We start from the raw sequence: 22,217 nt of genomic DNA, 5'->3' as shown, positions 1-22,217 counted from the left end.
GCAACAGCCACCCCCTCCGTCAGTGCGCCGCGACGATCTCCTCGCCCGCCTCCATCGGATGGGTCACGTCCTGCGCGTCGTGCTGCCTGCCCAGGTGGTTGAAGACCAGGTTGAGCGCCACGGCCGCCACGCAGCCCGTCGAGATCCCCGAGTCGAGCACGATCTTCGCCGTCTCGGGGAACGCGTGGTAGAACTCCGGCGCCGTGATGGGGATGATCCCCACGGCCAGTGAGACGGCGACGATCAGTACGTTGTTGTCCTTGTCGAGGCCGGCCCGCACCAGGGTCTGGATGCCGCTCGCCGCGACCGACCCGAAGAGGACCACGCCGGCGCCGCCGAGCACCGGGCGCGGTACGACGGCGATGAGCGAGGCGGCCATCGGGCACAGGCCCATCAGGACCAGGAAGGCGCCGCCGGTGGCGACGACGTACCGGCTGCGGATCCTCGTCATCGCGACCAGGCCGATGTTCTGGGCGAAAGCGCTGCACATGAAGCCGTTGAAGAGGGGGCTGAGCGCGGAGCCGAGGGTGTCGGCGCGCAGGCCCGCCGCGATGGTCCGCTCGTCGGCCGGGCGGTCCACGATCTCGCCCAACGCCAGCATGTCCGCGGTCGATTCGGTCATGGAGACCACCATCACGACGATCATCGACACGATCGCGGCGACCTGGAACTGCGGGGCGCCGAAGTGGAACGGCGCCGGGAAGCCGACCACGTCCGCGTCCGCGACCGGCCCGAAGTCGGTGACGCCGAAGGGGATCGCGACGAGCGTGCCGATGACCAGGCCGAGCAGCACGGCGATCTGCTTGACGAAGCCGCGGGTGAACCGGCGCAGCAGCAGCACGATCACGAGTGTCGTGGCGGCGAGGCCCAGATAGGTCGTCGAACCGTAGTCGTCCGCCGCCGGGTTGGGCCCCTGCGCCCAGCCGAAGGCGACCGGCAGCAGGGAGACGCCGATGAGCGTGATCACCGTGCCGGTGACGACCGGCGGGAAGAAGCGGACCGCCTTGCTGAAGAAGGGGGCGGCGAGGAAGCCGAGCAGACCGGCGACGATGACAGCGCCGAAGATGATCGGCAGCGCGTCGGACTTGTCGTCGGTGGAGGCGACGATCGCCGTCATCGGGGCCACGCCCGCGAAGGTGACGCCGTTGACGAAGGGCAGCCGGGCGCCGATCTTCCAGACGCCGAGCGTCTGGAGGAAGGTGGCGAGGCCCGCGGTGAAGAGGCAGGCGCCGGTCAGGAAGGTGAGTTCGGTGCCGGAGAGGCCGACGGCCGCCCCGACTATCAGGGGCGGGGCCACGACTCCCGCGTACATGGCGGCCACGTGTTGCAGGCCCGTGGTGGCCATCTTCAGCGCGGGGAGTTTTTCGTCGACGGGGTGGATCTCGTCGGCTCGTTGGGCGGTCACGGCGGTTCCTCCGGGTCAGCTAACACGTCGGCTCTGACGTGGGTTTCTTGGAGGTGGTGCGCGGTCGTGCGGGACCGGAGGACGGATGCATGGGGGCATGCACGGTGACCGTTCCGGGGCGCACACGTGTGGCATGCGCCCCGGAGACGGCCGCCATGAACCCCGCTCGGGTTCACGGCTACCGGTCGAGGGCCGTCCCCCTCGACCGGAGATCTTCAGATCGTCAACCGGTCAGCTCTGCGGGGCGATCCGCGCCAGCCGCTGCGCCTGCTCCCGCGTGGAGCGTGCGATCGCGTCCTCGTCGACGTGCAACAGGCGGTTGTCCTCGACGATCTGACGGCCGTTCACGAAGGAGGCCGTGACCGGGGCCGCCGCGCCGAAGACCAGTGCGGTGACCGGGTCGGCGATGGAGGCGTGGGCGAGCGTGTCCAGCTTCCACAGCACCAGGTCGGCGAGCTTGCCGGCCTCCAGGGAGCCGATCTCGGCGGCGCGGCCCAGGACTTGGGCGCCGCCGTACGTGCCGAGGCGCAGCGCCTGGCGGGCGTTGAGGGCGGCTTCCCGGTGGGCGCCGAGGCGGTTGATGAGGAGGGCGTTGCGCAGCTCGGTGTGCAGTTCGCCGGACTCGTTGGAGGCGGTGCCGTCGACGCCGAGGCCGACCGGGACGCCGGCGGCGAGCATGTCGGGGACGCGGGCGATGCCGGCGGCGAGGCGGGCGTTGGAGGACGGGCAGTGGGCGACACCGGTCTTCGTACGGGCGAAGGCGGCGATGTCGGAGTCGTTCATGTGGACGCAGTGCGCCATCCACACGTCCTCGCCGAGCCAGCCGGTGGACTCGAAGTAGTCGGTCGGGCCCATCCCGAACAGTTCCTTGCAGAACTGCTCCTCCTCGACGGTCTCCGAGCCGTGGGTGTGCAGGCGCACCCCGAGACGGCGGGCCAACTCGGCGCCCTCCCGCAGGAGTTCGGTGGAGACGGAGAAGGGCGAGCAGGGCGCGACGGCGACCTGGGTCATCGCGTCGAAGGAGGCGTCGTGGTGTTCCTTGACGGTGGCCTCGGTCGCGGCGAGGGCGCCTTCGAGGGTCTCGACGGCGAAGTCCGGGGGCAGGCCGCCGTCCTTCTCGCTGCGGTCCATGGAGCCGCGGGCGAGGGTGAAGCGGACGCCCATCTCGCGGGCGGCGCGGATGATCGAGCCGGACAGGTCGCCGGAGTTCCGCGGGAAGACGTAGTGGTGGTCCATGGCGGTGGTGACACCGCCGCGGGCCATCATGGCCAGTGAGCCCTGCGCGGCCGAGTAGGTCATCGACTCGTCGATGCGCGCCCAGGTCGGGTACAGCGCGACGAGCCAGTTGAAGAGGTTGTGGTCGGTGGCCAGGCCCCGGGTGATCCACTGGTAGAAGTGGTGGTGGGTGTTGACCAGACCGGGGGTCACGAGATGGCCGGTGGCGTCGATGCGGCGTACGACGTTCTCCAGGCCCTCGGGGGCCTTGCCCGCTCCGAGCGCCTCGATGCGGTTGCCGGCGATGACGACGTACCCGCTCGCGTACTCGGTGTCGTCGGCGTCGACGGTCGCGATCGAACAGTTCTCGATGACGATGCGCTGGGCTGCTGCTGCCATGGTTTCGTCCTTTGCGCTTCGGTGGAGAGGGCACGGCAGGACCCGGGAGATTTGAGTGCCGCGGCCCGCACAGGCGGGCCGCGGGTGCCGCAAATGGAGTTGATCAGAGGTTGGTGAGGTCCACCGGAATCTTCGGCTCGCAGCCGTCCCGCAGGATGGTCGCCTCGATCAGGCCGTAGGGCCGGTCCGCGGCGAAGTACACCTCGTTGTCGTTCTTGAGCCCGAACGGCTCCAGGTCCACCAGGAAGTGGTGCTTGTTCGGGAGGGAGAAGCGGACCTCGTCGATCTCGCCGCGGTTGTTGATGATCCGCGAACCCATCTGGTACAGGGTCTGCTGGAGCGAGAGCGAGTAGGTCTCGGCGAAGGCCTGGAGCATGTGCTTCTTGGTCTGCTCGTAGGACTTCTCCCAGTTGGGCATCCGCTGCTCGTCGTCGGTCCAGTTGAACCGCCAGCGGCCGGACACCTGGGTGGCCAGGATGCGGTCGTACGCCTCCGGGAGCGTCGTGTACTTGTCCTTGACGTAGCCCCAGAACTCGGAGTTGGTCGAGTTCATCACGACGAGGTCCTTCAGACCCGAGATGACCTCCCACGACGAGCCGTCATAGGTGATCTGCGTGACCCGGGTCTCCTGGCCCTTGCGCACGAACGAGTGCTTGACCTCGTCCGCTCCGATGAACTGCGAGTTGGCGTCGGAGGCTTCGATGCGCTCCCACGCGTACTCCTCGATCCGGATCCGGGCCACCCTGATCGGCTGCTGCGAGGTCACGAAGTGCCGCGCCAGGTGGATGCCGAACTGCTCGGCCGACTCGATGCCGTGCTCCTTGGCGAACGCGTACACCGTGTTCTTGGTGGTGTCGGTCGGCAGCACGTTGGCGTTGGAGCCGGAGTAGTGGACCTCGTCCATGTCGCCGCTCAGCGCGACGGACACGTTCAGGTCCTTGATGTGGTGGGTGGCGCCGTCCCGCGTGATCTTTACGACTCGGTTCTCGGCCTTGCCGTACTGGTTCTGTCCCAGGATCGTGGGCATGTGTCTGCTAGCTCCCTCGGTAAACGGAGTAGCCGAACGGGTTGAGCAGCAGCGGTACGTGGTAGTGCTCCCCGGGCTCGACGGCGAACGTGATCGCCACCTCCGGGAAGAACACTGCCCCTGCACCGCTGTCCCGATTCGCGGGGGCGTCCTGCTGCGCATCGGCTTGCTTCTTCTCGAAGTACGGCTCCACCGCGAAGTCGAGCCGTACGTGTGTGGTGCCCTCCGGCAGGGCCGGCAGGTCCTTGCACCGCCCGTCCGCGTCGGTCGCGCTGCCGCCGAGCGCCTGCCAGTCCGCTTCCGCGCCCTGGCGGGCGGAGAGCTGGACGGCGACTGCCTCGGCGGGGCGGCCGATGCTGGTGTCCAGGATGTGGGTGGACACCGAGGCGGTGGTGCTGGTGCTCATGCTGCGTCAGTCCTCTTCGACGAGTCGGGCGAGCCGGATGCGGTTGATCTTGCCCAGTTCGGTGCGGACGATCTCCCGCTCCTGCTCCGGCGCGTTCCCGATCCGCTCCTTGACCGCGTCCCGCATCTGCTCGCCGGTCCGGCCGGTGGCGCAGATCAGGAAGACATGACCGAACTTCTCCTGGTAGGCGAGGTTCAGCTCCAGCATCTCCGCCTTGAGCTCCGCCGTCGCGCCGGCCATGCCGCGCTGTTCACGGGCGGAGGTCGGGTCGCCCTCCTTGGGGCGGCCGATGGGCGGGTGTCCGGCCATCGCCTCGGCGAGGTCGTCGGCGGTCAGCTCGGCCATCGCGGCGTCGCTGGCGGCGTAGAGCTCGTCGCTGGTGGTGTAGGGGCGGGCGGCGAGCAGGCGCCGCGCCCATGCCGTGGAGGCACACGCCTCGTGGAGGGCGGCGAAGGCCGCGTGCTCCTCCAGGGCGTTGAACCGGGTCAGGCCCGGCGGCGTGGAAGTCGAAGTCACGGGAGCCTCCGTGGCCGTGTTGCTGAACGGGCTGCCGCTAGCTAACGCCCTTCGAAACACCACGTCAACACTTTGTTGAAAATTCGGGGTTACATCAGCGACCCCTCGGAGGATCAGCCCTTGTCGCGGTTCAGGTAGTTGTAGACCGTGAACCGGCTGACGCCGAGGGCGCTCGCCACGGTCTCCACGCCGTGTCGTACGGAGAAGGCGCCACGCGCCTCCAGTATGCGCACGACCTCCTGCTTGGCCTTGCGGTCCAGGTCGGCCAGCGGCTTGCCCTGCTTGCGCTCCATGGCGGCCAGGATGTGATCGAGGGAGTCCGCGAGCTGCGGCAGGCGTACGGCGACCACGTCGGCGCCCTCCCAGGCCAGCACGACGTCGTCGGGGCCGGCCTCGTCCGGCGGGACCATCTCCCCGCCCATGGCGTCGACCAGCGGCTTCACGGCCGTGATGAAGGGTTCGTCCGCGGTGCCGGTCACTTCTCGCCCTCCCCGATCACGTTGACCTGAAGCGAGATACGGGTGGCACCGGCCGCCAGGCTCTGGCGCAGCAGCGCGTCGACAGCGGAGAGCACGGCCTCGGCGCCGCCTTCCGCGGTGTTCCCGAACGGGCCGACGTCGACCGCGTCCAGCTCGGCCGCCTCGACCACCTCACGGGCCGCGACCGCGTGCGCGGGCGCCTCGTCCAGGTCGAAGGGCTCGGTCGTGAACTCCACTCTCAATCGCACGCGCACAACCTAACGCGCGGCGCCGACTTCCGCCGAGCCCTCTTGACAAGCGACGAGACCCGACGGCAATCTTCCATTAAGCAGAAACCAACTTCCGCAATACGGAATCACTCGACACGGAAGGGAGCGCGGCGGCCCATGGGATTCGCAGAGCAGCGCTTCAACGTCAACCTGTCGATCCTCTTCACGGAACTCCCGCTCCTGGAGCGCCCCGCGGCCGCCGCCGCGGCGGGCTTCACCGCGGTCGAGCTGTGGTGGCCCTGGGTCGACTCCCCCACCCCCGAGCAGTCCGAGCTCGACGCCCTGAAGCAGGCGATCGAGGACGCGGGCGTCCAGCTCACGGGCCTGAACTTCTACGCCGGCCAGCTGCCCGGCCCGGACCGCGGCGCCCTGTCGATCCCGGGCGCGGAGTCGGAGAAGTTCCGCGCCAACATCGAGGTGGCCGCGGACTTCGCCCAGTCCCTGGGCTGCAAGGCGCTCAACGCCCTGTACGGCAACCGCGTCGACGGCGTCGACCCGGCCGAGCAGGACGCGCTCGCGCTGGAGAACCTGGTCCTCGCGGCCCGCGCGGCCGACCGGATCGGCGCGATCCTGCTGATCGAGACGCTGAACAAGCCCGAGTCGCCGCGGTACCCGCTGGTGTCCGCGCCCGCCGGGACCGGGATCGTCGACAAGGTCAACGACGCGACGGGCCTCGGCAACGCCAAGTTCCTCATGGACCTCTACCACCTGTCCATGAACGGCGAGGACCTGCCGGCGGTGATCGAGGAGTACGCCGCGAAGACCGGCCATGTGCAGATCGCCGACAACCCGGGCCGTGGCGCTCCGGGGACCGGTTCGCTGCCCCTCGAAGACCTCCTCGACCAGCTGAGGAAGGCGGGTTACGACGGCTGGGTCGGCCTCGAGTACAAGCCGGGCGACCGCCCGAGCGCCGAGGCCTTCGACTGGCTGTCCCGCTGACCCCCTTTACGTGAAAGGCACCCCCATCATGAGCAACCTCCCCAAGATCGCGTGGATAGGCCTCGGCATCATGGGCTCCCCCATGTCCGAGAACCTGATCAAGGCGGGTTACGACGTCACCGGCTTCACGCTGGAGCAGGACAAGCTGGACCGCCTGGCCGCCGCCGGCGGAAAGGCCGCCGCCTCGATCGCCGAGGCCGTGAAGGACGCCGATGTCGTCATCACCATGGTCCCGGCCTCCCCGCAGGTCGAGGCCATCTCGTACGGCCCCGACGGCATCCTGGAGAACGCGCGGCCCGACGCCCTGCTGATCGACATGTCCTCGATCACCCCGCAGACCTCGGTGGACCTCGCGAAGGCCGCCAAGGACAAGGGCATCCGCGTCCTGGACGCCCCGGTGTCCGGCGGCGAGGCCGGTGCTATCGAGGCCGTGCTGTCGATCATGGTCGGCGGCGAGCAGGCCGACTTCGACGCCGCCAAGCCGATCCTGGAGGCGCTCGGCAAGACCATCGTGCTGTGCGGTCCGCACGGCTCGGGGCAGACCGTGAAGGCCGCCAACCAGCTGATCGTCGCCGTGAACATCCAGGCGTGCGCCGAGGCCGTGGTCTTCCTGGAGAAGTCCGGCGTGGACCTCAGGGCCGCGCTCGACGTCCTCAACGGCGGCCTCGCGGGCTCGACCGTGCTGACGCGCAAGAAGGACAACTTCCTCCAGCGCGACTTCAAGCCGGGCTTCCGCATCGACCTCCACCACAAGGACATGGGCATCGTCACCGACGCCGCCCGCAACGTCGGCGCGGCCCTGCCCGTCGGCGCCGTGGTCGCCCAGCTGGTCGCGTCGCTGCGCGCCCAGGGCGACGGGGGCCTGGACCACTCCGCGCTGCTGCGCGCGGTCGAGCGCCTGTCCGGCGCCCAGATCTGACGCACGGCACACCCAGACCCCGGGCGGCGCACGCTGCTGACACCTGTCCTGTCGCGCCCAAGCGGCGGCGCCGCCCGGAATCAACGCCGCGTTGATCGCCTTCAACAAACTGTTGACGTTCAGATCGCCCCAAACCTAGGCTCCACGAAGCGGAAGTCCTTTTCCGAAGCCTCCGCTGACTCTCGTACGGAAGGTCCCCGATGTCGAAGCGCGTGCTGACGACCGAGTCCGGCGCCCCGGTCGCCGACAACCAGAATTCCGCCTCCGCCGGTGTCGGCGGTCCGCTCCTCCTCCAGGACCAGCACCTGCTGGAGAAGCTCGCCCGCTTCAACCGCGAGCGCATCCCGGAGCGCGTGGTGCACGCCCGTGGCAGCGGCGCGTACGGCTACTTCGAGGTGACCGACGACGTCACCGGCTTCACGCACGCCGACTTCCTCAGCAGCGTCGGCAAGCGCACCGAGGTCTTCCTGCGCTTCTCCACGGTGGCCGACTCGCTGGGCGGTGCGGACGCGGTCCGCGACCCCCGCGGATTCGCGGTCAAGTTCTATACCGAAGAGGGCAATTACGACCTCGTCGGCAACAACACCCCGGTGTTCTTCATCAAGGACCCGGTCAAGTTCCCCGACTTCATCCACTCGCAGAAGCGCGACCCGTTCACGGGCCGTCAGGAGCCGGACAACGTCTGGGACTTCTGGGCACACGCCCCCGAGGCCACGCACCAGGTCACCTGGCTGATGGGCGACCGCGGCATCCCGGCGTCGTACCGCCACATGAACGGCTACGGCTCGCACACCTACCAGTGGACGAACGCCGACGGCGAGGCCTTCTTCGTCAAGTACCACTTCAAGACCAACCAGGGCGTCCGCTCGCTCTCCTCCGAGCAGGCCGCCGAGCTCGCGGGCAAGGACCCCAACTCGCACCAGACGGACCTGCTCCAGGCCATCGAGCGCGGCGTGAACCCGTCCTGGACCCTCTACGTCCAGCTCATGCCGGCGGCCGAGGCGGCGGACTACCGCTTCAACCCGTTCGACCTCACCAAGGTGTGGCCGCACAAGGACTACCCGCTCCAACGCGTGGGCCGCCTGGTCCTCGACCGCAACCCGGACAACGTCTTCGCCGAGGTCGAGCAGGCCGCGTTCTCCCCGAACAACTTCGTGCCGGGCATCGGCCCGTCGCCGGACAAGATGCTCCAGGGCCGGCTGTTCGCCTACGCGGACGCGCACCGCTACCGGCTGGGCGTCAACCACACCCAGCTCGCGGTGAACGCCCCGAAGGCGACCGTCGTCAGCAACTACGGGCGGGACGGCCTCATGGCCACCAACTCCCAGGGCCGCGCGGCGAAGAACTACGAGCCGAACTCCTACGACGGCCCGGCCGAGACCGGCCGCCCGCTCTCCGCCCCGCTGGCGGTGAGCGGCTGGACCGGCACCCACGAGGCCCCGCAGCACACCAAGGACGACGACTTTTTCCAGGCCGGCGAGTTGTACCGGCTGATGTCCGAGGACGAGAAGTCGCGTCTGGTCGCGAACATCGCCGGCGGCCTGTCCCAGGTCTCCCGCGACGACGTGATCGAGAAGAACCTGGCCCACTTCCACGCCGCCGACCCGGAGTACGGCAAGCGCGTGGAGGAGGCGGTCCGCGCCCTGCGCGAGGACTGACCCGCCGGGACATGAGCTCCCTGTTCGCGCCCGGACGCTGAGCGACCCGGATGAGGGGTGGTCCCTCGGTACGGGGCACGGGCAGGGTGATGGACCGCGGCGGCGTGCGAGCCAGTGCGGTGGTGAAGGACCGGAGATCCTCTTCTCGACCTGAGGGAAGGGCTTCTCGGGCTCCGTCGCCGCCGCCGCGGTCCCAGCAAGATGGCAAGAGACGAAGAGCACCGGATACGGACGGACCCGTATCCGGTGCTCTTCACTGTGCCCGGGGTGCGCGGAAGGCCGCCGCGCAGGACGCTGAAGGCATGGCACACGCATCGCACCACCCGCATGTCGTGGTGCACTCGCCGGGCCTGGACGGCTCCCGGCGGGTCACCGCGGACGATCACAACCTCGGCGTCGCCTCCCACCTGGACGACGTCGTGGAGCTGCTGCGCCTCGCCGATCTCGACCGGATCGAGGTGGAGGACGAGGACATCGTGGAATGGCAGGGCGGCGGCCCGGACGACTGGCCGGGCCTGTCCGAGCACCACGAGCAACACGAGCACTGAGCCCCCGTACAGCAGTGTGCGTACGCGGGCTACGGAACCCTCAAATCAACCTCTGAACCCGCCCCCGGAGGCTTCAACCGCCTCCGGGGCTGGGCACATTGTCGTCACGCGGTGCCCGCCGGCACGGGGGCGGCGGGCACCGCGTAACGGGGGAACGGGGGAAACGGGGGAACGGGGGACGGACACCCGGGGGGACGGGGCATGCCGAAGGGGCGGCCCATCCCCCCGGATGGACCGCCCCTGTGGCGCGCTGCGGTACGTCAGACCTTCAGCGACCTGATCGCCGTCGGGGCGTGCCCCGGCTCCGTCGCGAGCTCCTCGAACTCGGTGACGTCGCTGATGTCGGCCGTCTTGCTCATCGCGATGTTGGTGACCCGCTCCAGGATCGCCTCGACCACGACCGGCACCCGGTACTCGGCCGCCAGCTTCTTGGCTTCCTCGAAGGCCGGCAGCAGCTGGTCGGGCTCGGTGACGCGGATGGCCTTGCAGCCGAGGCCCTCGACGACCTTGATGTGGTCGACGCCGTAGACGCCCAGCTCCGGGGAGTTGATGTTCTCGAACTCCAGGTTGACCTGGAAGTTGATGTCGAGACCGATCTGCGCCTGTCGGATCAGGCCCAGGTAGGCGTTGTTGACGAGGACATGGACGTACGGGATCTTGTGCTGCGCGCCGACGGCCAGCTCCTCCAGCATGAACTGGAAGTCGTAGTCGCCGGAGAGCGCGACGACCTGGGCCTCCGGGTCGGCCTTGGCGACGCCGAGCGCGGCCGGGATGGTCCAGCCGAGGGGGCCGGCCTGGCCGCAGTTGATCCAGTGCCGCGGCTTGTAGACGTGCAGCATCTGGGCGCCCGCGATCTGCGACAGGCCGATCGTGGTGACGTACCGCGTCTCGGGGCCGAAGGCCTTGTTCATCTCCTCGTAGACGCGCTGCGGCTTCAGGGGCACGTTGTCGAAGTGCGTACGGCGCAGCAGTGTGGCCTTGCGCTCCAGGTGGGAGGCGATCCACGCGGAGCGGTCGGGCAGCCGGCCCGCGGCCTTCAGTTCCTTCGCCACCTCGACGAAGAGCTCCAGGGCGGCCTTGGCGTCGGAGGTGATGCCGTAGTCCGGCGGGAAGATCTTGCCGATCTGGGTGGGCTCGATGTCGACGTGGACGAACTTGCGGCCCCGGCGGTAGACGTCGAGCTTGTAGCCGGTGTGGCGGTTGGCCCAGCGGTTGCCGATGCCGAGGACGAAGTCGGACTCCAGGAACGTCGCGTTGCCGTAGCGGTGCGAGGTCTGGAGGCCGACCATGCCGGCGTTCAGCTCGTGGTCGTCGGGGATGGTGCCCCAGCCCATCAGGGTCGGGATCACCGGGGTGCCGGTGAGCTCGGCGAACTCCACGAGGAGGTCGGAGGCGTCGGCGTTGATGATGCCGCCGCCCGCGACGATCAGCGGGCGCTCGGCGGCGAGCAGGAACTCGATCGCCTTCTCGATCTGGGCGCGGGTCGCGGCCGGCTTGTAGACCGGGAGCGGTTCGTAGGTCTCGGGGTCGAACTCGATCTCGGTGAGCTGGACGTCGATGGGCAGGTCGATGAGGACCGGGCCGGGGCGGCCGGAGCGCATCAGGTGGAAGGCCTGCTGGAAGACGCCGGGGACCTGGGCGGCTTCCAGGACGGTGGTGGCCGCCTTGGTGACGGGCTTGGCGATCGAGGCGATGTCGACGGCCTGGAAGTCCTCTTTGTGGATGACGCTGACCGGCGCCTGGCCGGTGATGCACAGGATCGGGATCGAGTCGCCGATCGCCGAGTACAGGCCGGTGATCATGTCGGTGCCGGCCGGGCCCGAGGTGCCGATGCAGACGCCGATGTTGCCCGGGTTGGCGCGGGTGTAGCCCTCGGCCATGTGGGAGGCGCCCTCGACGTGCCGGGCGAGCGTGTGGTCGATGCCGCCGCCCTCCTTGAGGGCGCGGTAGAAGGGGTTGATCGCCGCGCCGGGCACCCCGAACGCGTTGGTGACGCCCTCGCGCTTGAGGATCTCAACTGCCGCGCGGGCAGCGGTCATACGTGCCATCGAGTACTCCCTGCTTCGGCTGCCGGATTCGCACTCCCGTCGCGCCCCGCGGTGAGTACTTCCGTTCTGCGGCTAATTCCGTATTGCGGAAACTAACTTCTACGATCTGGAATCAATGTAAGTGGAGGGGTGAAGGCCGTCAAGAGACGGACAAGCGGGGGTCGGCAGGAGGACGATGGGGGCGCTGTCCCGACGTGGGGTCGTTCTGGAGTGGCCATGTCCGAGAACGTGTCGGTGCGCTGCCCGGTCTGCCGGCGCGAGCACTTCTATGCGGCACCGTCCTATCCGTGCGCCTGCGGGGCGCCGGTGACACCGCCGCTGGACCGGCGCGCGCGGGCCACGGCGGTGACGCACCGGTCCTGGGAGGACGACTGGGTGACGGTGCTGTGCGCGCGCTGCGGGCGCACCGGCGAGTGGCCGCACCCCGAGGTGGGCTGCGCGTGCGGGACGGTGCTGCGGGTTCCGGTCGCGGCGGAGGCGGTCGGCATCCCGACGGCCCGGCGCGTCGAGCAGTCCCGGCGGCGCGCGTTCCAGCCGGTGACGATCCGCACGGCACGCGACGCGGTGACGGCCGCGGCCCTGTATCTGCGCTGGCTCGGCTACGCGGACATCCGCCGCGCCGACCAACGCCCCCCGAACGGTATCGGCCTCGCCGCCCGCGGCCTCCTGGCCCAGGTCGACCCCACGGTCCGCCCGGCCTCCCTGCGCGACGTCGAATGCCTGTGGCTGACCGCGATGACGGAGTCCGCGGACTGCGTCTACTTCTCCCTGGCCGGCTACGCCACGGACGCCCGCACGGTCGCCGACTCCCTGGCCGTCCCCCTGTTCGTCCTCGACCTCACGGGCACGCCCCAGCCTGTGAACAGCAGGGCGGACGAACTGGACGCAACCGGAGCGGAGGCCTCCGGCGGTTGAGCGGGGTCGCCGGGTGCGGGGCGTGAGGTGGGGCGCGCGGTCTATGGGCCGGGGCGGTGGGGTGGGGTGCGGCAAGCACGCGGTCGATGGCCAGTGGCGATGGGGCGAGGTGAAGTGTGGTGAGGCACACGGTCTATGAGCCGAGGCGATGGCGGTGGGGTGAAGTGTGGTGAGGCACGCGGTCGATGGGTCGGGGCGTGAAGGTGACCCAGGCGCGGGCGGATGGAGCGCGGGGCGCAAGCAGACGCGGGGCGACTGACGGGCGGGGCCCAGCCAGGCACGGGCGGCCGACACCCAGGGCCCACCGAGGTGCGGGGCGGCCGACACTCAGGCCCACCGAGGCACGGCGCGGCTCGCGCCCAGGGCTCACCGAGGCACGGCGCGGCTCGCGCCCAGGGCTCACCGAGGTGCGGGCGGCTCGCGCCCCCGGCGTCGGAAACCCGGTGCGGTCGGGTGCCGTGCCCGTCATACTCGCCCGATGCGCATCCGCCCCGTCGCAGCCGACGAACTCACAGCCCTCCAGGGCATCGAGCGCGCCGCCGGTACCGTCTTCCACGCGGTCGGCATGACGGCGATCGCCGAGGACGAGCCGTTCCCGGTGGACGTTCTGGAGGGGTACCGCAGCCAGGGGCGGGCCTGGGTCGCGGTCGGCGATGAGGATCGCTCCGTCGGCTACCTGATCGGTGAGCCCGTCGACGGTGCCCTGCACGTCGAGCAGGTCTCGGTCCACCCGGACTTCGCGCACCGGCGCATCGGTGAGGCCCTCCTCGCCTACGCCGCCGAACGCGCCCGCGACGAGGGCCTCACCGGTCTCACCCTGACCACCTTCACCGAGGTGCCCTGGAACGCCCCCTACTACGAGCGCCTCGGCTTCCGCGTGCTCGGCGAGGCCGAACTCACCCCCGGGCTGCGGAAGATCCGCGCCCATGAGGCCGAGCTCGGCCTCGACCGCTGGCCGCGCGTGTGCATGCGCAGGGACTGAACCCCCTGTTCCGCTGCGGCCCAAGGACGCCCTATTCCGCCGCGTACGTCTCCCGCAGTTCCACCTTGCGTACCTTTCCCGACACCGTCATCGGGAACGACTCCAACACCTGGAGCCTGCTCGGCACCTTGTAGTGGGCCAGGCGGCCCTCGCAGAAGGCGCGTACCTCCTCCAGGGTCGGCGGGTCGGCCGGGTCGCGAGGGATGACGCAGGCCAGGACCTCCTCGCCGTACCGCTCGTGGGGGACGCCGACGACCTGGACGTCCGCGATCTTCGGGTGGGCGTAGAGGAACTCCTCGATCTCGCGCGGGTAGATGTTCTCGCCACCCCGGATGATCATGTCCTTGATGCGGCCGACGATCTCGACGTAGCCGTCCTCGCGCATCACGGCCAGGTCTCCGGTGTGCATCCAGCGGCCCGCGTCGATCGACTCGGCGGTCTTCCCGGGTTCGTTCCAGTAGCCGAGCATCACGCTGTAGCCGCGGGTGCACAACTCCCCTGCCGCGCCCCGGGGTTGAGTCACCCCCGTCGCCGGGTCGATCACCTTGACCTCGATGTGCGGCAGGACCCGGCCGACCGTGCCGGTGCGGTGTTCCAGGTCGTCGTCGCGGCGTGTCTGGAGCGACACCGGGGACGTCTCCGTCATGCCGTAGCAGATGGAGACCTCCGCCATGTGCATCTCGGCGACCACCCGCTTCATCACCTCCACCGGGCAGGGCGAGCCCGCCATGATGCCGGTACGGAGGGACGAGAGGTCGTACGTCGGGAAGTCCGGGTCGTTCAACTCCGCGATGAACATGGTCGGTACGCCGTACAGCGAGGTGCAGCGCTCCCGCTGCACCGCCTCCAGCGTGGCCTTCGGGTCGAAGGACGAGGCCGGGATCACCATGCAGGCGCCGTGCGAGGTCGCCGCCAGATTGCCCATCACCATGCCGAAGCAGTGGTAGAAGGGGACCGGGATGCAGATCCGGTCCTGCTCGGTGTACGCGATCAACTCACCGACGAAATAACCGTTGTTGAGGATGTTGTGGTGGGAGAGCGTGGCCCCTTTCGGGAAGCCCGTCGTCCCCGACGTGTACTGGATGTTGATCGGATCGTCGCAGGACAGCTCCGGGAACGGCGCCGGCGTCGCGCGGGCGAGCAGCGCGTCCCAGCTCGGGTCCCCGATGAACACCGTCTCCCGCAACTGCGGGCACTTCCCCCGCACTTCGCCGACCATCGCCCGGTAGTCGCTGCTCTTGTGGCTGAGGGACGCGAACAGCAGGGAGATCCCGGCCTGGTTGAGGACGTACTCGACCTCGTGGGTGCGGTAGGCCGGGTTGATGTTCACCATGATCGCGCCGATGCGGGCGGTGGCGTACTGGACCAGCACCCACTCGGGGCAGTTGACCGCCCAGATGCCCACCCGGTCGCCCTTGGCCACCCCGCTCGCCAGCAGCGCGTACGCCAACTCCTCGACGTCCGCGGCGAATTCACCGTACGTCCAGCGCCGCCCGGACGGCACGTCGACCAGCGCCTCGCGCTCCGGCCAGCGGGCCACCGCCCGGTCGAGGTTCGCGCCGATCGTGTCCCCGAGCAGTGCCGTCCCGCTCGTCCCGTGGCTGTAGGAGTTCATCGGAAGTCCTCCTCGCGGTACTCGGCGTCCGAGCCCTCCGCCGTGGCCTCGCGCAGCTCGATGCGGCGGATCTTGCCGGAGACGGTCTTCGGCAGCGGCGCGAACTCCAGACGGCGGATGCGCTTGTACGGCGCCAGCACGTCCCGTGAGTGTTCGAAGAGGACCTTCGCCGTGTCCGGCCCGGGCTCCCAGCCCTCCGCCAGCACCACGTACGCCTTCGGCACCGCGAGCCGCAGCTCGTCCGGCGCGGGCACCACGGCCGCCTCGGCGACCGCCTCGTGCTCCAGCAGCGCGCTCTCCAGCTCGAAGGGGCTGATCTTGTAGTCGCTCGCCTTGAAGACGTCGTCGCTGCGGCCGATGTAGGTCAGATAGCCGTCGGCGTCCCTCGACGCCACGTCGCCCGTGCGGTAGTAGCCGCCGGCCATCGCCTCCGCCGTACGGTCCGCGTCCCCGTGGTAGCCGGTCATCAGGCCGACCGGACGGGCGGACAGGTCGAGCGCGATCTCGCCCTCCGCCGCGCCGGGCGCCCCCGTCACCGGGTCGAGCAGCTCCACCCGGTAGCCGGGGCTGGGCCGCCCCATGGAGCCGGTCTTCAGGAGCTGGCCGGGGCTGTTGGAGACCTGCACGGCCGTCTCCGTCTGCCCGAAACCGTCCCGGATCGTCACGCCCCACGCCCGCCGCACCTGCTCGATGACCTCGGGGTTCAGCGGCTCGCCCGCCGCCACCACCTCCCGCGGCGGGGTCCGCAGCTGGGTCAGGTCGGCCTGGATGAGCATCCGCCACACGGTCGGGGGCGCGCAGAAGGTGGTGACCCCCGCGCGGTCCATCTCGGCCATCAGACGGGCCGCGTCGAAGCGCGTGTAGTTGTGGATGAAGACGGTGGCTTCCGCGTTCCAGGGCGCGAACAGGTTGGACCAGGCGTGCTTGGCCCAGCCGGGCGAGGAGATGTTCAGATGCACGTCGCCGGGCTTGAGGCCGATCCAATACATGGTGGCGAGGTGCCCGATCGGGTACGAGGTGTGGGTGTGCTCGACCAGCTTGGGGCGGGCGGTGGTGCCCGAGGTGAAGTAGAGCATCAGCGGGTCGTCGGAGCGGGTGGGGCCGTCGGGCCTGAACGAGGCGTCGGCCTGATACAGGTCGTCCAGCTCCAGCCAGCCCTCCACCGGGTCGCCCGCCGCGATCCGGGTGTAGGAGCCGGGCACCTCCGCGAACTTGTCCACGTCCTCGGAGCGCACGATCACATGCCGCACCCGCCCCCGCTCGACGCGGTCGCGCAGGTCGGCCGGGCCGAGCAGCGGGGTGGCCGGGATGACGACGGCCCGCAGTTTCATCGCGGCCAGCGCCGTGATCCACAGCTCGGCCTGGTTGCCCAGCATCACCAGGATGCGGTCCTCGGCGCCCACCCCCTGCTCCCGCAGCCAGTTCGCGGCCTGGTCGGAGCGGACCGCCAGCTCCCCGAAGGACAGCTTGGTCTCCCGGCCGTCCTCCTCGACGATGTGCAGCGCGGTCGCGGCGTTCCCGAAGGCGATGTCGTCGAACCAGTCGAGCGCCCAGTTGAAGCGCTCGGGACGCGGCCAAGTGAAGCCCTCGTAGGCCGTCGCGTAGTCCTCGCGGTGGGCGAGCAGGAAGTCCCGCGCCCCGCGGAACAGCTCCGTCGTCATCTGTCCTCCTCATGACCGGACCATTGCCGGGCGGCTCTCTGCCATCGTTTACTCCGTGATGCAGATCTCACCACCCCCGAACGGGGGTGCGCCGCGGCGAAAGGACGAACAGGTGAGCACGGACGCTGCGGAGATCCGGACCGCGCTGGTGCGGCTGCGGCGCACGACCGGGCTCCCGGTCGCCTTCGGCGGGCTGGTGGAGGCAGGCCGCCCGCAGATGCGCATCAGCGAACTGAGCGGCACCTCGACGGTCGCGCTGCGCGCGCTCGCCGTGGTCTCGGGCAGCGGCCTGGGCGGCAAGGCGGTCGCGCTCGCCCGGCCCTGCGCGGTGACGGACTACTCCTCCTCTCGGCAGATCAGCCACGAGTACGACGCCCCGGTCGCCACCGAGGGCCTGCGCTCGATCGTGGCGGTGCCCGTCGTCGTACGGCGCCGGGTGCGCGGTGTCCTGTACGGGGCGCTGCGCACCGTACAGCCGCTCGGGGACCGGGTGCTGGGCGCGACGATGGAGGCGGCGCGGGATGTGGAGCAGGCGCTGGTGGTGCGCGAGGAGGCGCGGGAGCTGGTGGCGGCGGCCGGGCCGGCCGGCGTGGACCCGGTGTCGCGGGAGCAGGTACGGGAGGCGCACGCGGCGCTGCGCGCGCTGGCGCCGCGGATCAGCGACCCTGAGCTGCGGGCCGAGCTCCTCGACGCCTGTGGGCTGCTCACGCCCCGCCAACCGGAGCGGGCCGCGCTCGCCCCGCGCGAGCTGGACGTCCTCGCCTGTGTGGCCGCGGGGGCGACGAACGCGGCGGCAGCGGAGCGGCTGGGGCTGCGGCCGGAGACGGTCAAGGGATACCTGCGCTCGGCCATGCGCAGGCTCGGTGCGCACACGCGCGGGGAGGCGGTGGCGGCGGCGCGCCGGGCGGGGCTGCTGCCGTAGAACGTTGCACAGTCATTCATTCAGCTGTGCTTTGAATTTCCCCATGCTGTGAGGTTGTTATTTGCCTCACCACGTCTCCCCTCCGGATTTCAAAGAATCGTTGCCTAGAATTTGGCCCGGACACGACACGAGGGGAGCGGCGACCGTGCAACGGGACTTCCAGGAGCCTGCGAGATGCCGCCCTGACCTGGTGATCGGCCGTGAGGAGGTGTTCGGGCAGGCCCGGGAGCAGCTCGCCCGGGGCGGCAGCGTGCTGCTGCACGGCCCCGCCGGAATTGGAAAGTCCACCGTCCTGCGGGCATTGGCCGCCGATAACAGTGGCTCGGCGCGTACCGTGTTGCGCTGCTCGGCCACCGAGTCCGAATCGCATCTCCCCTTCCTCGCCCTCGCCGACCTGCTCGGTCTGGTCCTCGACGAGGTCACCGGCAAGCTGCCCGTCGCCCAGCGCACCGCGCTGGAGTCGGCGCTCACCGGCCGCGGCGAGTCCACCCTCCAGCGCGACGGCCTCGCCCTGCGCCTCGCGGTGCTCTCCGCGCTGCGCGCGCTCGCCGCCGAGGGCCCGGTGCTGATCGTCGCCGACGACGTGCAGTGGCTGGACTCGGCCAGCGCCGAACTCCTCGGCTTCGCCGCCCGCCGCCTCGGCGGCACCCCGGTGCGGATGCTGTGCGCGGTGCGGACCGAGGGCCAGGAGTACGACCGTCACCTACGCGCGTCACCCCCCGACACCCTCGCCCTGCGCGTCAACCCGCTCTCCCGCACCCAGGTCTCCGAGCTGCTCGGCCACCGCGGCTACACCGGCCTGCCCCGCTCCACGGTCCGGGACATCCACCGCACCAGCGGCGGCAACCCGCTCTTCGCCCTGGAACTCGGCCGCGCCCTGAGCGAGAACCCGACCCCGCCCCGCCCCGGGGAGCCGCTCCCGGTGCCCACCTCGCTGCGCACCCTGGTCCTGAACCGTCTGGAGATGCTCTCGGACGAGGCCCGCCGCACCCTCCTCGTCGCGAGCGCCGGCGCCCGCCCCACCCCCGCCCTGCTGCGCGCGGCCGGCCGGGAGAACGCCGAGGCGGAGACCGCCCAGGCCGCCGCCCTCGGCCTGCTGGCCACCGACCCCGAGGGCCCCGCCGTACGGTTCGCGCATCCGCTGATCTCGGCCGCGCTGTACGCGGAGGCGCCCGCGCACGAGAGGCGGGCCGCGCACGCGGCGCTGTCGAAGGCCGCCTCCGACCCCATCGAGCGGGCCCGGCATCTCGCCCTGGCCACCACCGGCACCGACCCGGACACCGCCGACAGCCTCGCCGAAGCGGCCTCGCTCGCCCGGGACCGCGGCGCCCCCTCGGTCGCCGCCTCCCTCGGCCTGCTCGCCGCCCGCCACACCCCCGCCGAGGGCAACCCCGACGCACGGCGCCTCCAGGCCGCCGAGGACGCGATCACCGCCGGTGAGCTGGACCTCGCCCGGGACATCGCCCGGGACGTGCTGACCCGGGCGACCGTGCCCGCGGACCGGGTGCGCGCCTGGATCATCGTGATCGACACCGCGGGCCACGCCATGACCGAGGTCGACTCGGTCTTCCCGCAGGCCCTCGCCGACGCGGGCGACGACCCCCAGCTGCTCGCCCTGATCCACTACCAGCTGACCTGGCGGGCCTTGCTGGTGGACGGCGACTTCGACCGGGCCCGGGAGGAGGCCGCGCATTCGGCGGCGCTCGCCGCGCAGGCCGGCGACCGCTACAACGAGCTGATGGCGCTGGCCTGCCAGGCCCAGATCGAGACCCTCATGGGCCACCCGGACGCCCCCGCCACCATCAAGAAGGCTCTGAAAGAACCCCAGGACCCGAGGGTGTCGTGCCATCACAACGGCGCCGGCTACTCCCGGTTCCGCTGGCTGATCATGAGCGACCAGCTGGCCGAGGCCCGCGCCACGGTCACCACGCTGCTGCGCGAGGTCCAGCGCACCGGGGCGGTCGAGAGCGAGGTGCACTTCCTGCGCGGGGTGGCCGAGACCGAACTGCGCTCCGGGCACTGCGGCCGCGCCCTCGACCTCGCCCGGGAGAGCCTGGTGATGGCCCGGGACACCGGCATCGGCGAGGTCGCCTCCGCGGTCCTCACCTCGCTCTGCGAGGCCTCGGGCGGCGATGTGGAACGGGCGCTGGAGCTGGCCCGGGAGGCCGTCGACCACGCCGAGGAGGACGGCGACCAGATGTACGTCTCCCGCGCGCTGACCGCCCTCGGCTACGCCCAGCTGGTCGCCGGGGACGCCGAGGGAGCCGTCCGCTCGCTGCGCCGGGTGCGCGAGCTGGAGCACGGGCTCGGCATCACCGACCCGGCCCGCGGCCGCTGGCAGGGCGATCTCGCCGAGGCCCTCGTCCGGACCGGCGAGCTGAGCGAGGCCCAGGACGTCATCGACGTCACCCGGGAACAGGCGCTGCGGCTCGGCCGGGAGAGCGTGCTCGCGGTGCTGGACCGCGCCGAGGGGCTGCTGCGCGCCGCGCGCAGTGAACACGAGGCCGCGCTCGCCCAGTTGACCTCGGTGCAGGACCGGCTCGCCAAACTCGGGTACGGCCTGGAGGAGGCCCGCACCGCCTTCGCGCTGGCCCAGCTGCGCACCCGGCGCCCCGGGCCGACGTCGTACGACGAGGCGGCCCGGCTGTTCCGGCGCTGCCGGGCGCTGCCCTGGCTGCGGCAGGTCGACGCGGCGAGCGCCGTACCGGCGGCCGACCCGGAGCCGGCCGCGGCGCCCGCGCCGGCGTCCGACGCCCTCGAAGGGCTCGCGGCGATGGAGCGTCAGGTCGCCGCGCTCGTCATGGAGGGCGCGACCAACCGGGAGATCGCCGCGCGGCTGTTCATCAGCGTCAAGACGGTCGAGGCGACCCTGACCCGGGTCTACCGCAAGCTGGGGATCCGCTCGCGGGTGGACATCGTCCGACTGGCGGCGGGGCGCCGTACGAAGTGAGGGGTCGCGGGCTTTACTGACCCGCGTGGTGTTCGCCCGTGGCCGACCGAGGGTTTTCCCTGCCCAACTCCCCTAGGGGGTTCCCTCATTGGGGCGGGGAACTTCCCGGTTCTAGGTTATGAACGTGCCGCTCGCCCGGGCATACGGGGGTCGGTCCCGCGACCCCCGTGCTCAACCCCCCACACCCGCGCGTCCCCCCACCGGCAACCCCCCACTGAGGAGACTCATGTTGTTCGGGCTCAACCGCGCAAGAAAGACCGCGGCCGTCATCGCGGCCTCCGCTGCGGCCGCAGCGACCGCGCTGCTCGGCGCCCCCACCGCCGTAGCCGCTCCCCAGCCCATCGTCGGCGGTACCACGACCACGACGAGCACGTACCCGTTCGTCATGCAGATCACGGACGCCTCCCAGAACCAGTTCTGCGGCGGCACCCTGGTGTCCTCGACCAAGGTCGTGACGGCGGCCCACTGCATGGTCGGCGAGACCACGAGCAGCGTCCGCGTCATCGGTGGCCGGACCTACCTCAACGGCACCAACGGCACGGTCAGCCGGGTCAGCAAGATCTGGATCAACCCCAGCTACACCGACGCCACCAACGGCGACGACGTGGCCGTCCTCACCCTCTCGACGGCGATGTCGTACACCCCGGCGTCCTACGTCTCCTCGTCGCAGACGAGCGTGTACGCGGCCGGCACCACCGCGCGCATCCTCGGCTGGGGCACCACCTCGGAGAACGGCAGCTCCTCCAACCAGCTGCGGACCGCGACCGTCCCGATCGTGTCCGACTCCAGCTGTGCGAGCTCCTACGGTTCGGACTACGTCAAGTCCGACATGGTTTGCGCCGGATACGCGTCCGGCGGCACAGACACCTGCCAGGGCGACAGCGGCGGTCCCCTGCTCATCGGGGGCGTCCTGGCAGGGATCACTTCATGGGGCGAGGGCTGCGCGGAGGCCGGTTACCCGGGTGTCTACACCCGGCTGACCACCTTCTCCAGCCTGGTGACCGCGCAGGTCAACTCATAGGTCCCAGAAGTTCTCCTGAGCACCCCTCAGGTGAAGTACCAGGGGGCGTTGCGGGCCTCCACGAGCGGCCCGCAGCGCCCCCTATCCATGCGCGCGCTACTTTTGGGCGGTGAGCTTCCCGGCAGCACCCCAGCTGCCGGTGGGCACCTCGTGGATCCAGACCTGGACGGTCTCGACGGGGGCGTCGACGCCCGCACGGCGAGTTCTGCGACGCCGATCTCGGGGCGGGCGGCGAGCGGATGCGCGGCGGGCAGCGTCCGGCGCCCGGTGCTGGTGCCGAGCCGGAGGCCGGTAGGCGGGGCGACGGCGGCGTTCCATGAGGG

The 22,217-nt window shown here is 70.7% G+C and carries 20 protein-coding genes; 9 read left to right on the top strand and 11 right to left on the bottom strand.

What is annotated here, in order from left to right:
* Positions 1-19: 19 nt before the first annotated feature.
* The 7 genes from CRP56_RS33590 to CRP56_RS33560 form a co-directional block, all read right to left on the bottom strand.
* Positions 20-1,405, bottom strand: a complete 1,386-nt coding sequence (locus tag CRP56_RS33590) for a nucleobase:cation symporter-2 family protein (RefSeq protein WP_257041372.1) — start codon at positions 1,403-1,405, stop codon at positions 20-22.
* A gap of 231 nt (positions 1,406-1,636) precedes the next feature.
* Complete coding sequence (locus CRP56_RS33585; RefSeq protein WP_097270434.1) at positions 1,637-3,019, bottom strand: 8-oxoguanine deaminase; 1,383 nt, start codon at positions 3,017-3,019, stop codon at positions 1,637-1,639.
* 103 nt (positions 3,020-3,122) lie between these two features.
* A complete protein-coding gene (gene pucL, locus CRP56_RS33580) occupies positions 3,123-4,046 on the bottom strand; it encodes a factor-independent urate hydroxylase (RefSeq protein WP_097270432.1) in 924 nt (307 codons plus the stop codon).
* A gap of 7 nt (positions 4,047-4,053) precedes the next feature.
* Complete coding sequence (gene uraH / locus CRP56_RS33575; protein WP_097270430.1) at positions 4,054-4,452, bottom strand: hydroxyisourate hydrolase; 399 nt, start codon at positions 4,450-4,452, stop codon at positions 4,054-4,056.
* A gap of 6 nt (positions 4,453-4,458) precedes the next feature.
* Positions 4,459-4,968: a 2-oxo-4-hydroxy-4-carboxy-5-ureidoimidazoline decarboxylase gene (gene uraD / locus CRP56_RS33570; protein ID WP_097270428.1), complete on the bottom strand. Its 510-nt coding sequence runs from the start codon at positions 4,966-4,968 to the stop codon at positions 4,459-4,461.
* A 113-nt stretch (positions 4,969-5,081) separates the two neighbouring features.
* Positions 5,082-5,447, bottom strand: coding sequence for a helix-turn-helix domain-containing protein (locus tag CRP56_RS33565; protein ID WP_079312274.1), 366 nt, complete (start codon positions 5,445-5,447; stop codon positions 5,082-5,084).
* On the bottom strand, positions 5,444-5,695 hold the full coding sequence (locus CRP56_RS33560; RefSeq protein ID WP_097274700.1) for a hypothetical protein: 252 nt from the start codon (positions 5,693-5,695) through the stop codon (positions 5,444-5,446). Before CRP56_RS33560 ends, CRP56_RS33565 begins: the two co-directional genes overlap by 4 nt.
* A 138-nt stretch (positions 5,696-5,833) precedes the next feature.
* On the opposite strand from CRP56_RS33560, the gene CRP56_RS33555 reads away from it, so the two are divergent.
* The 4 genes from CRP56_RS33555 (at position 5,834) to CRP56_RS33540 (ending at position 9,780) form a co-directional block, all read left to right on the top strand.
* Positions 5,834-6,655: a TIM barrel protein gene (locus tag CRP56_RS33555; RefSeq protein ID WP_097270425.1), complete on the top strand. Its 822-nt coding sequence runs from the start codon at positions 5,834-5,836 to the stop codon at positions 6,653-6,655.
* Between the two features lie 28 nt (positions 6,656-6,683).
* On the top strand, positions 6,684-7,574 hold the full coding sequence (locus CRP56_RS33550) for a 2-hydroxy-3-oxopropionate reductase (RefSeq protein WP_097270423.1): 891 nt from the start codon (positions 6,684-6,686) through the stop codon (positions 7,572-7,574).
* 200 nt (positions 7,575-7,774) lie between these two features.
* The gene (locus tag CRP56_RS33545) at positions 7,775-9,232 is read left to right on the top strand and encodes a catalase (protein WP_097270421.1); all 1,458 of its coding nucleotides are present in this window, start codon (positions 7,775-7,777) and stop codon (positions 9,230-9,232) included.
* Between the two features lie 302 nt (positions 9,233-9,534).
* Positions 9,535-9,780, top strand: a complete 246-nt coding sequence (locus tag CRP56_RS33540) for a hypothetical protein (RefSeq protein WP_097270419.1) — start codon at positions 9,535-9,537, stop codon at positions 9,778-9,780.
* Between the two features lie 260 nt (positions 9,781-10,040).
* On the opposite strand, the gene gcl is transcribed toward CRP56_RS33540, so the two are convergent.
* Entirely contained in the window at positions 10,041-11,828 is a 1,788-nt protein-coding gene (gcl, locus tag CRP56_RS33535; protein ID WP_097270417.1) for a glyoxylate carboligase, read from the bottom strand.
* A 216-nt stretch (positions 11,829-12,044) separates the two neighbouring features.
* Here gcl and CRP56_RS33530 point away from each other — a divergent pair, with 216 nt between their 5' ends.
* Both CRP56_RS33530 and CRP56_RS33525 read left to right on the top strand, forming a co-directional pair.
* Positions 12,045-12,743 carry a hypothetical protein gene (locus tag CRP56_RS33530; RefSeq protein ID WP_097270415.1) on the top strand — a complete coding sequence of 233 codons (699 nt, stop codon included), beginning with the start codon at positions 12,045-12,047 and terminating at the stop codon, positions 12,741-12,743.
* 478 nt (positions 12,744-13,221) lie between these two features.
* Positions 13,222-13,725: a GNAT family N-acetyltransferase gene (locus CRP56_RS33525; protein WP_097270413.1), complete on the top strand. Its 504-nt coding sequence runs from the start codon at positions 13,222-13,224 to the stop codon at positions 13,723-13,725.
* Between the two features lie 31 nt (positions 13,726-13,756).
* Here CRP56_RS33525 and CRP56_RS33520 read toward each other — a convergent pair whose 3' ends face one another.
* Together CRP56_RS33520 and CRP56_RS33515 are read right to left on the bottom strand one after the other, a co-directional pair.
* Positions 13,757-15,340: an AMP-binding protein gene (locus CRP56_RS33520; protein WP_097270411.1), complete on the bottom strand. Its 1,584-nt coding sequence runs from the start codon at positions 15,338-15,340 to the stop codon at positions 13,757-13,759.
* On the bottom strand, positions 15,337-17,001 hold the full coding sequence (locus CRP56_RS33515; RefSeq protein ID WP_097270409.1) for an AMP-binding protein: 1,665 nt from the start codon (positions 16,999-17,001) through the stop codon (positions 15,337-15,339). The genes CRP56_RS33520 and CRP56_RS33515 overlap by 4 nt, the downstream gene beginning before the upstream one ends.
* 58 nt (positions 17,002-17,059) lie before the next feature.
* Here CRP56_RS33515 and CRP56_RS33510 point away from each other — a divergent pair, with 58 nt between their 5' ends.
* The 3 genes from CRP56_RS33510 (at position 17,060) to CRP56_RS33500 (ending at position 21,894) form a co-directional block, all read left to right on the top strand.
* Positions 17,060-17,923, top strand: coding sequence for a helix-turn-helix transcriptional regulator (locus tag CRP56_RS33510; RefSeq protein WP_097274698.1), 864 nt, complete (start codon positions 17,060-17,062; stop codon positions 17,921-17,923).
* Positions 17,924-18,068: 145 nt separating this feature from the next.
* Positions 18,069-20,873 (top strand): ATP-binding protein, encoded by a 2,805-nt coding sequence (locus tag CRP56_RS33505; protein WP_097270407.1) that lies wholly within the window; start codon positions 18,069-18,071, stop codon positions 20,871-20,873.
* 229 nt (positions 20,874-21,102) lie between these two features.
* Complete coding sequence (locus CRP56_RS33500) at positions 21,103-21,894, top strand: S1 family peptidase (RefSeq protein ID WP_097274696.1); 792 nt, start codon at positions 21,103-21,105, stop codon at positions 21,892-21,894.
* Positions 21,895-21,990: 96 nt separating this feature from the next.
* Here CRP56_RS33500 and CRP56_RS47025 read toward each other — a convergent pair whose 3' ends face one another.
* Complete coding sequence (locus tag CRP56_RS47025) at positions 21,991-22,212, bottom strand: tautomerase family protein (protein ID WP_107484050.1); 222 nt, start codon at positions 22,210-22,212, stop codon at positions 21,991-21,993.
* Positions 22,213-22,217: the final 5 nt, after the last annotated feature.

This window comes from Streptomyces sp. TLI_55 (assembly GCF_900206255.1).
Lineage (GTDB): Bacteria > Actinomycetota > Actinomycetes > Streptomycetales > Streptomycetaceae > Streptomyces > Streptomyces aquilus.
This window is presented reverse-complemented; position numbering and strand designations above follow the sequence as displayed.

Coding starts and splice junctions, on each gene's coding strand:
- CRP56_RS33585 (WP_097270434.1), bottom strand. CDS start 3,019: ATGGCAGCAGCAGCCCAGCGCATCGTCATCGAGAACTGTTCGATCGCG.
- pucL (WP_097270432.1), bottom strand. CDS start 4,046: ATGCCCACGATCCTGGGACAGAACCAGTACGGCAAGGCCGAGAACCGA.
- uraH (WP_097270430.1), bottom strand. CDS start 4,452: ATGAGCACCAGCACCACCGCCTCGGTGTCCACCCACATCCTGGACACC.
- CRP56_RS33555 (WP_097270425.1), top strand. CDS start 5,834: ATGGGATTCGCAGAGCAGCGCTTCAACGTCAACCTGTCGATCCTCTTC.
- CRP56_RS33550 (WP_097270423.1), top strand. CDS start 6,684: ATGAGCAACCTCCCCAAGATCGCGTGGATAGGCCTCGGCATCATGGGC.
- CRP56_RS33545 (WP_097270421.1), top strand. CDS start 7,775: ATGTCGAAGCGCGTGCTGACGACCGAGTCCGGCGCCCCGGTCGCCGAC.
- CRP56_RS33540 (WP_097270419.1), top strand. CDS start 9,535: ATGGCACACGCATCGCACCACCCGCATGTCGTGGTGCACTCGCCGGGC.
- gcl (WP_097270417.1), bottom strand. CDS start 11,828: ATGGCACGTATGACCGCTGCCCGCGCGGCAGTTGAGATCCTCAAGCGC.
- CRP56_RS33530 (WP_097270415.1), top strand. CDS start 12,045: ATGTCCGAGAACGTGTCGGTGCGCTGCCCGGTCTGCCGGCGCGAGCAC.
- CRP56_RS33525 (WP_097270413.1), top strand. CDS start 13,222: ATGCGCATCCGCCCCGTCGCAGCCGACGAACTCACAGCCCTCCAGGGC.
- CRP56_RS33520 (WP_097270411.1), bottom strand. CDS start 15,340: ATGAACTCCTACAGCCACGGGACGAGCGGGACGGCACTGCTCGGGGAC.
- CRP56_RS33515 (WP_097270409.1), bottom strand. CDS start 17,001: ATGACGACGGAGCTGTTCCGCGGGGCGCGGGACTTCCTGCTCGCCCAC.
- CRP56_RS33510 (WP_097274698.1), top strand. CDS start 17,060: ATGCAGATCTCACCACCCCCGAACGGGGGTGCGCCGCGGCGAAAGGAC.
- CRP56_RS47025 (WP_107484050.1), bottom strand. CDS start 22,212: ATGGAACGCCGCCGTCGCCCCGCCTACCGGCCTCCGGCTCGGCACCAG.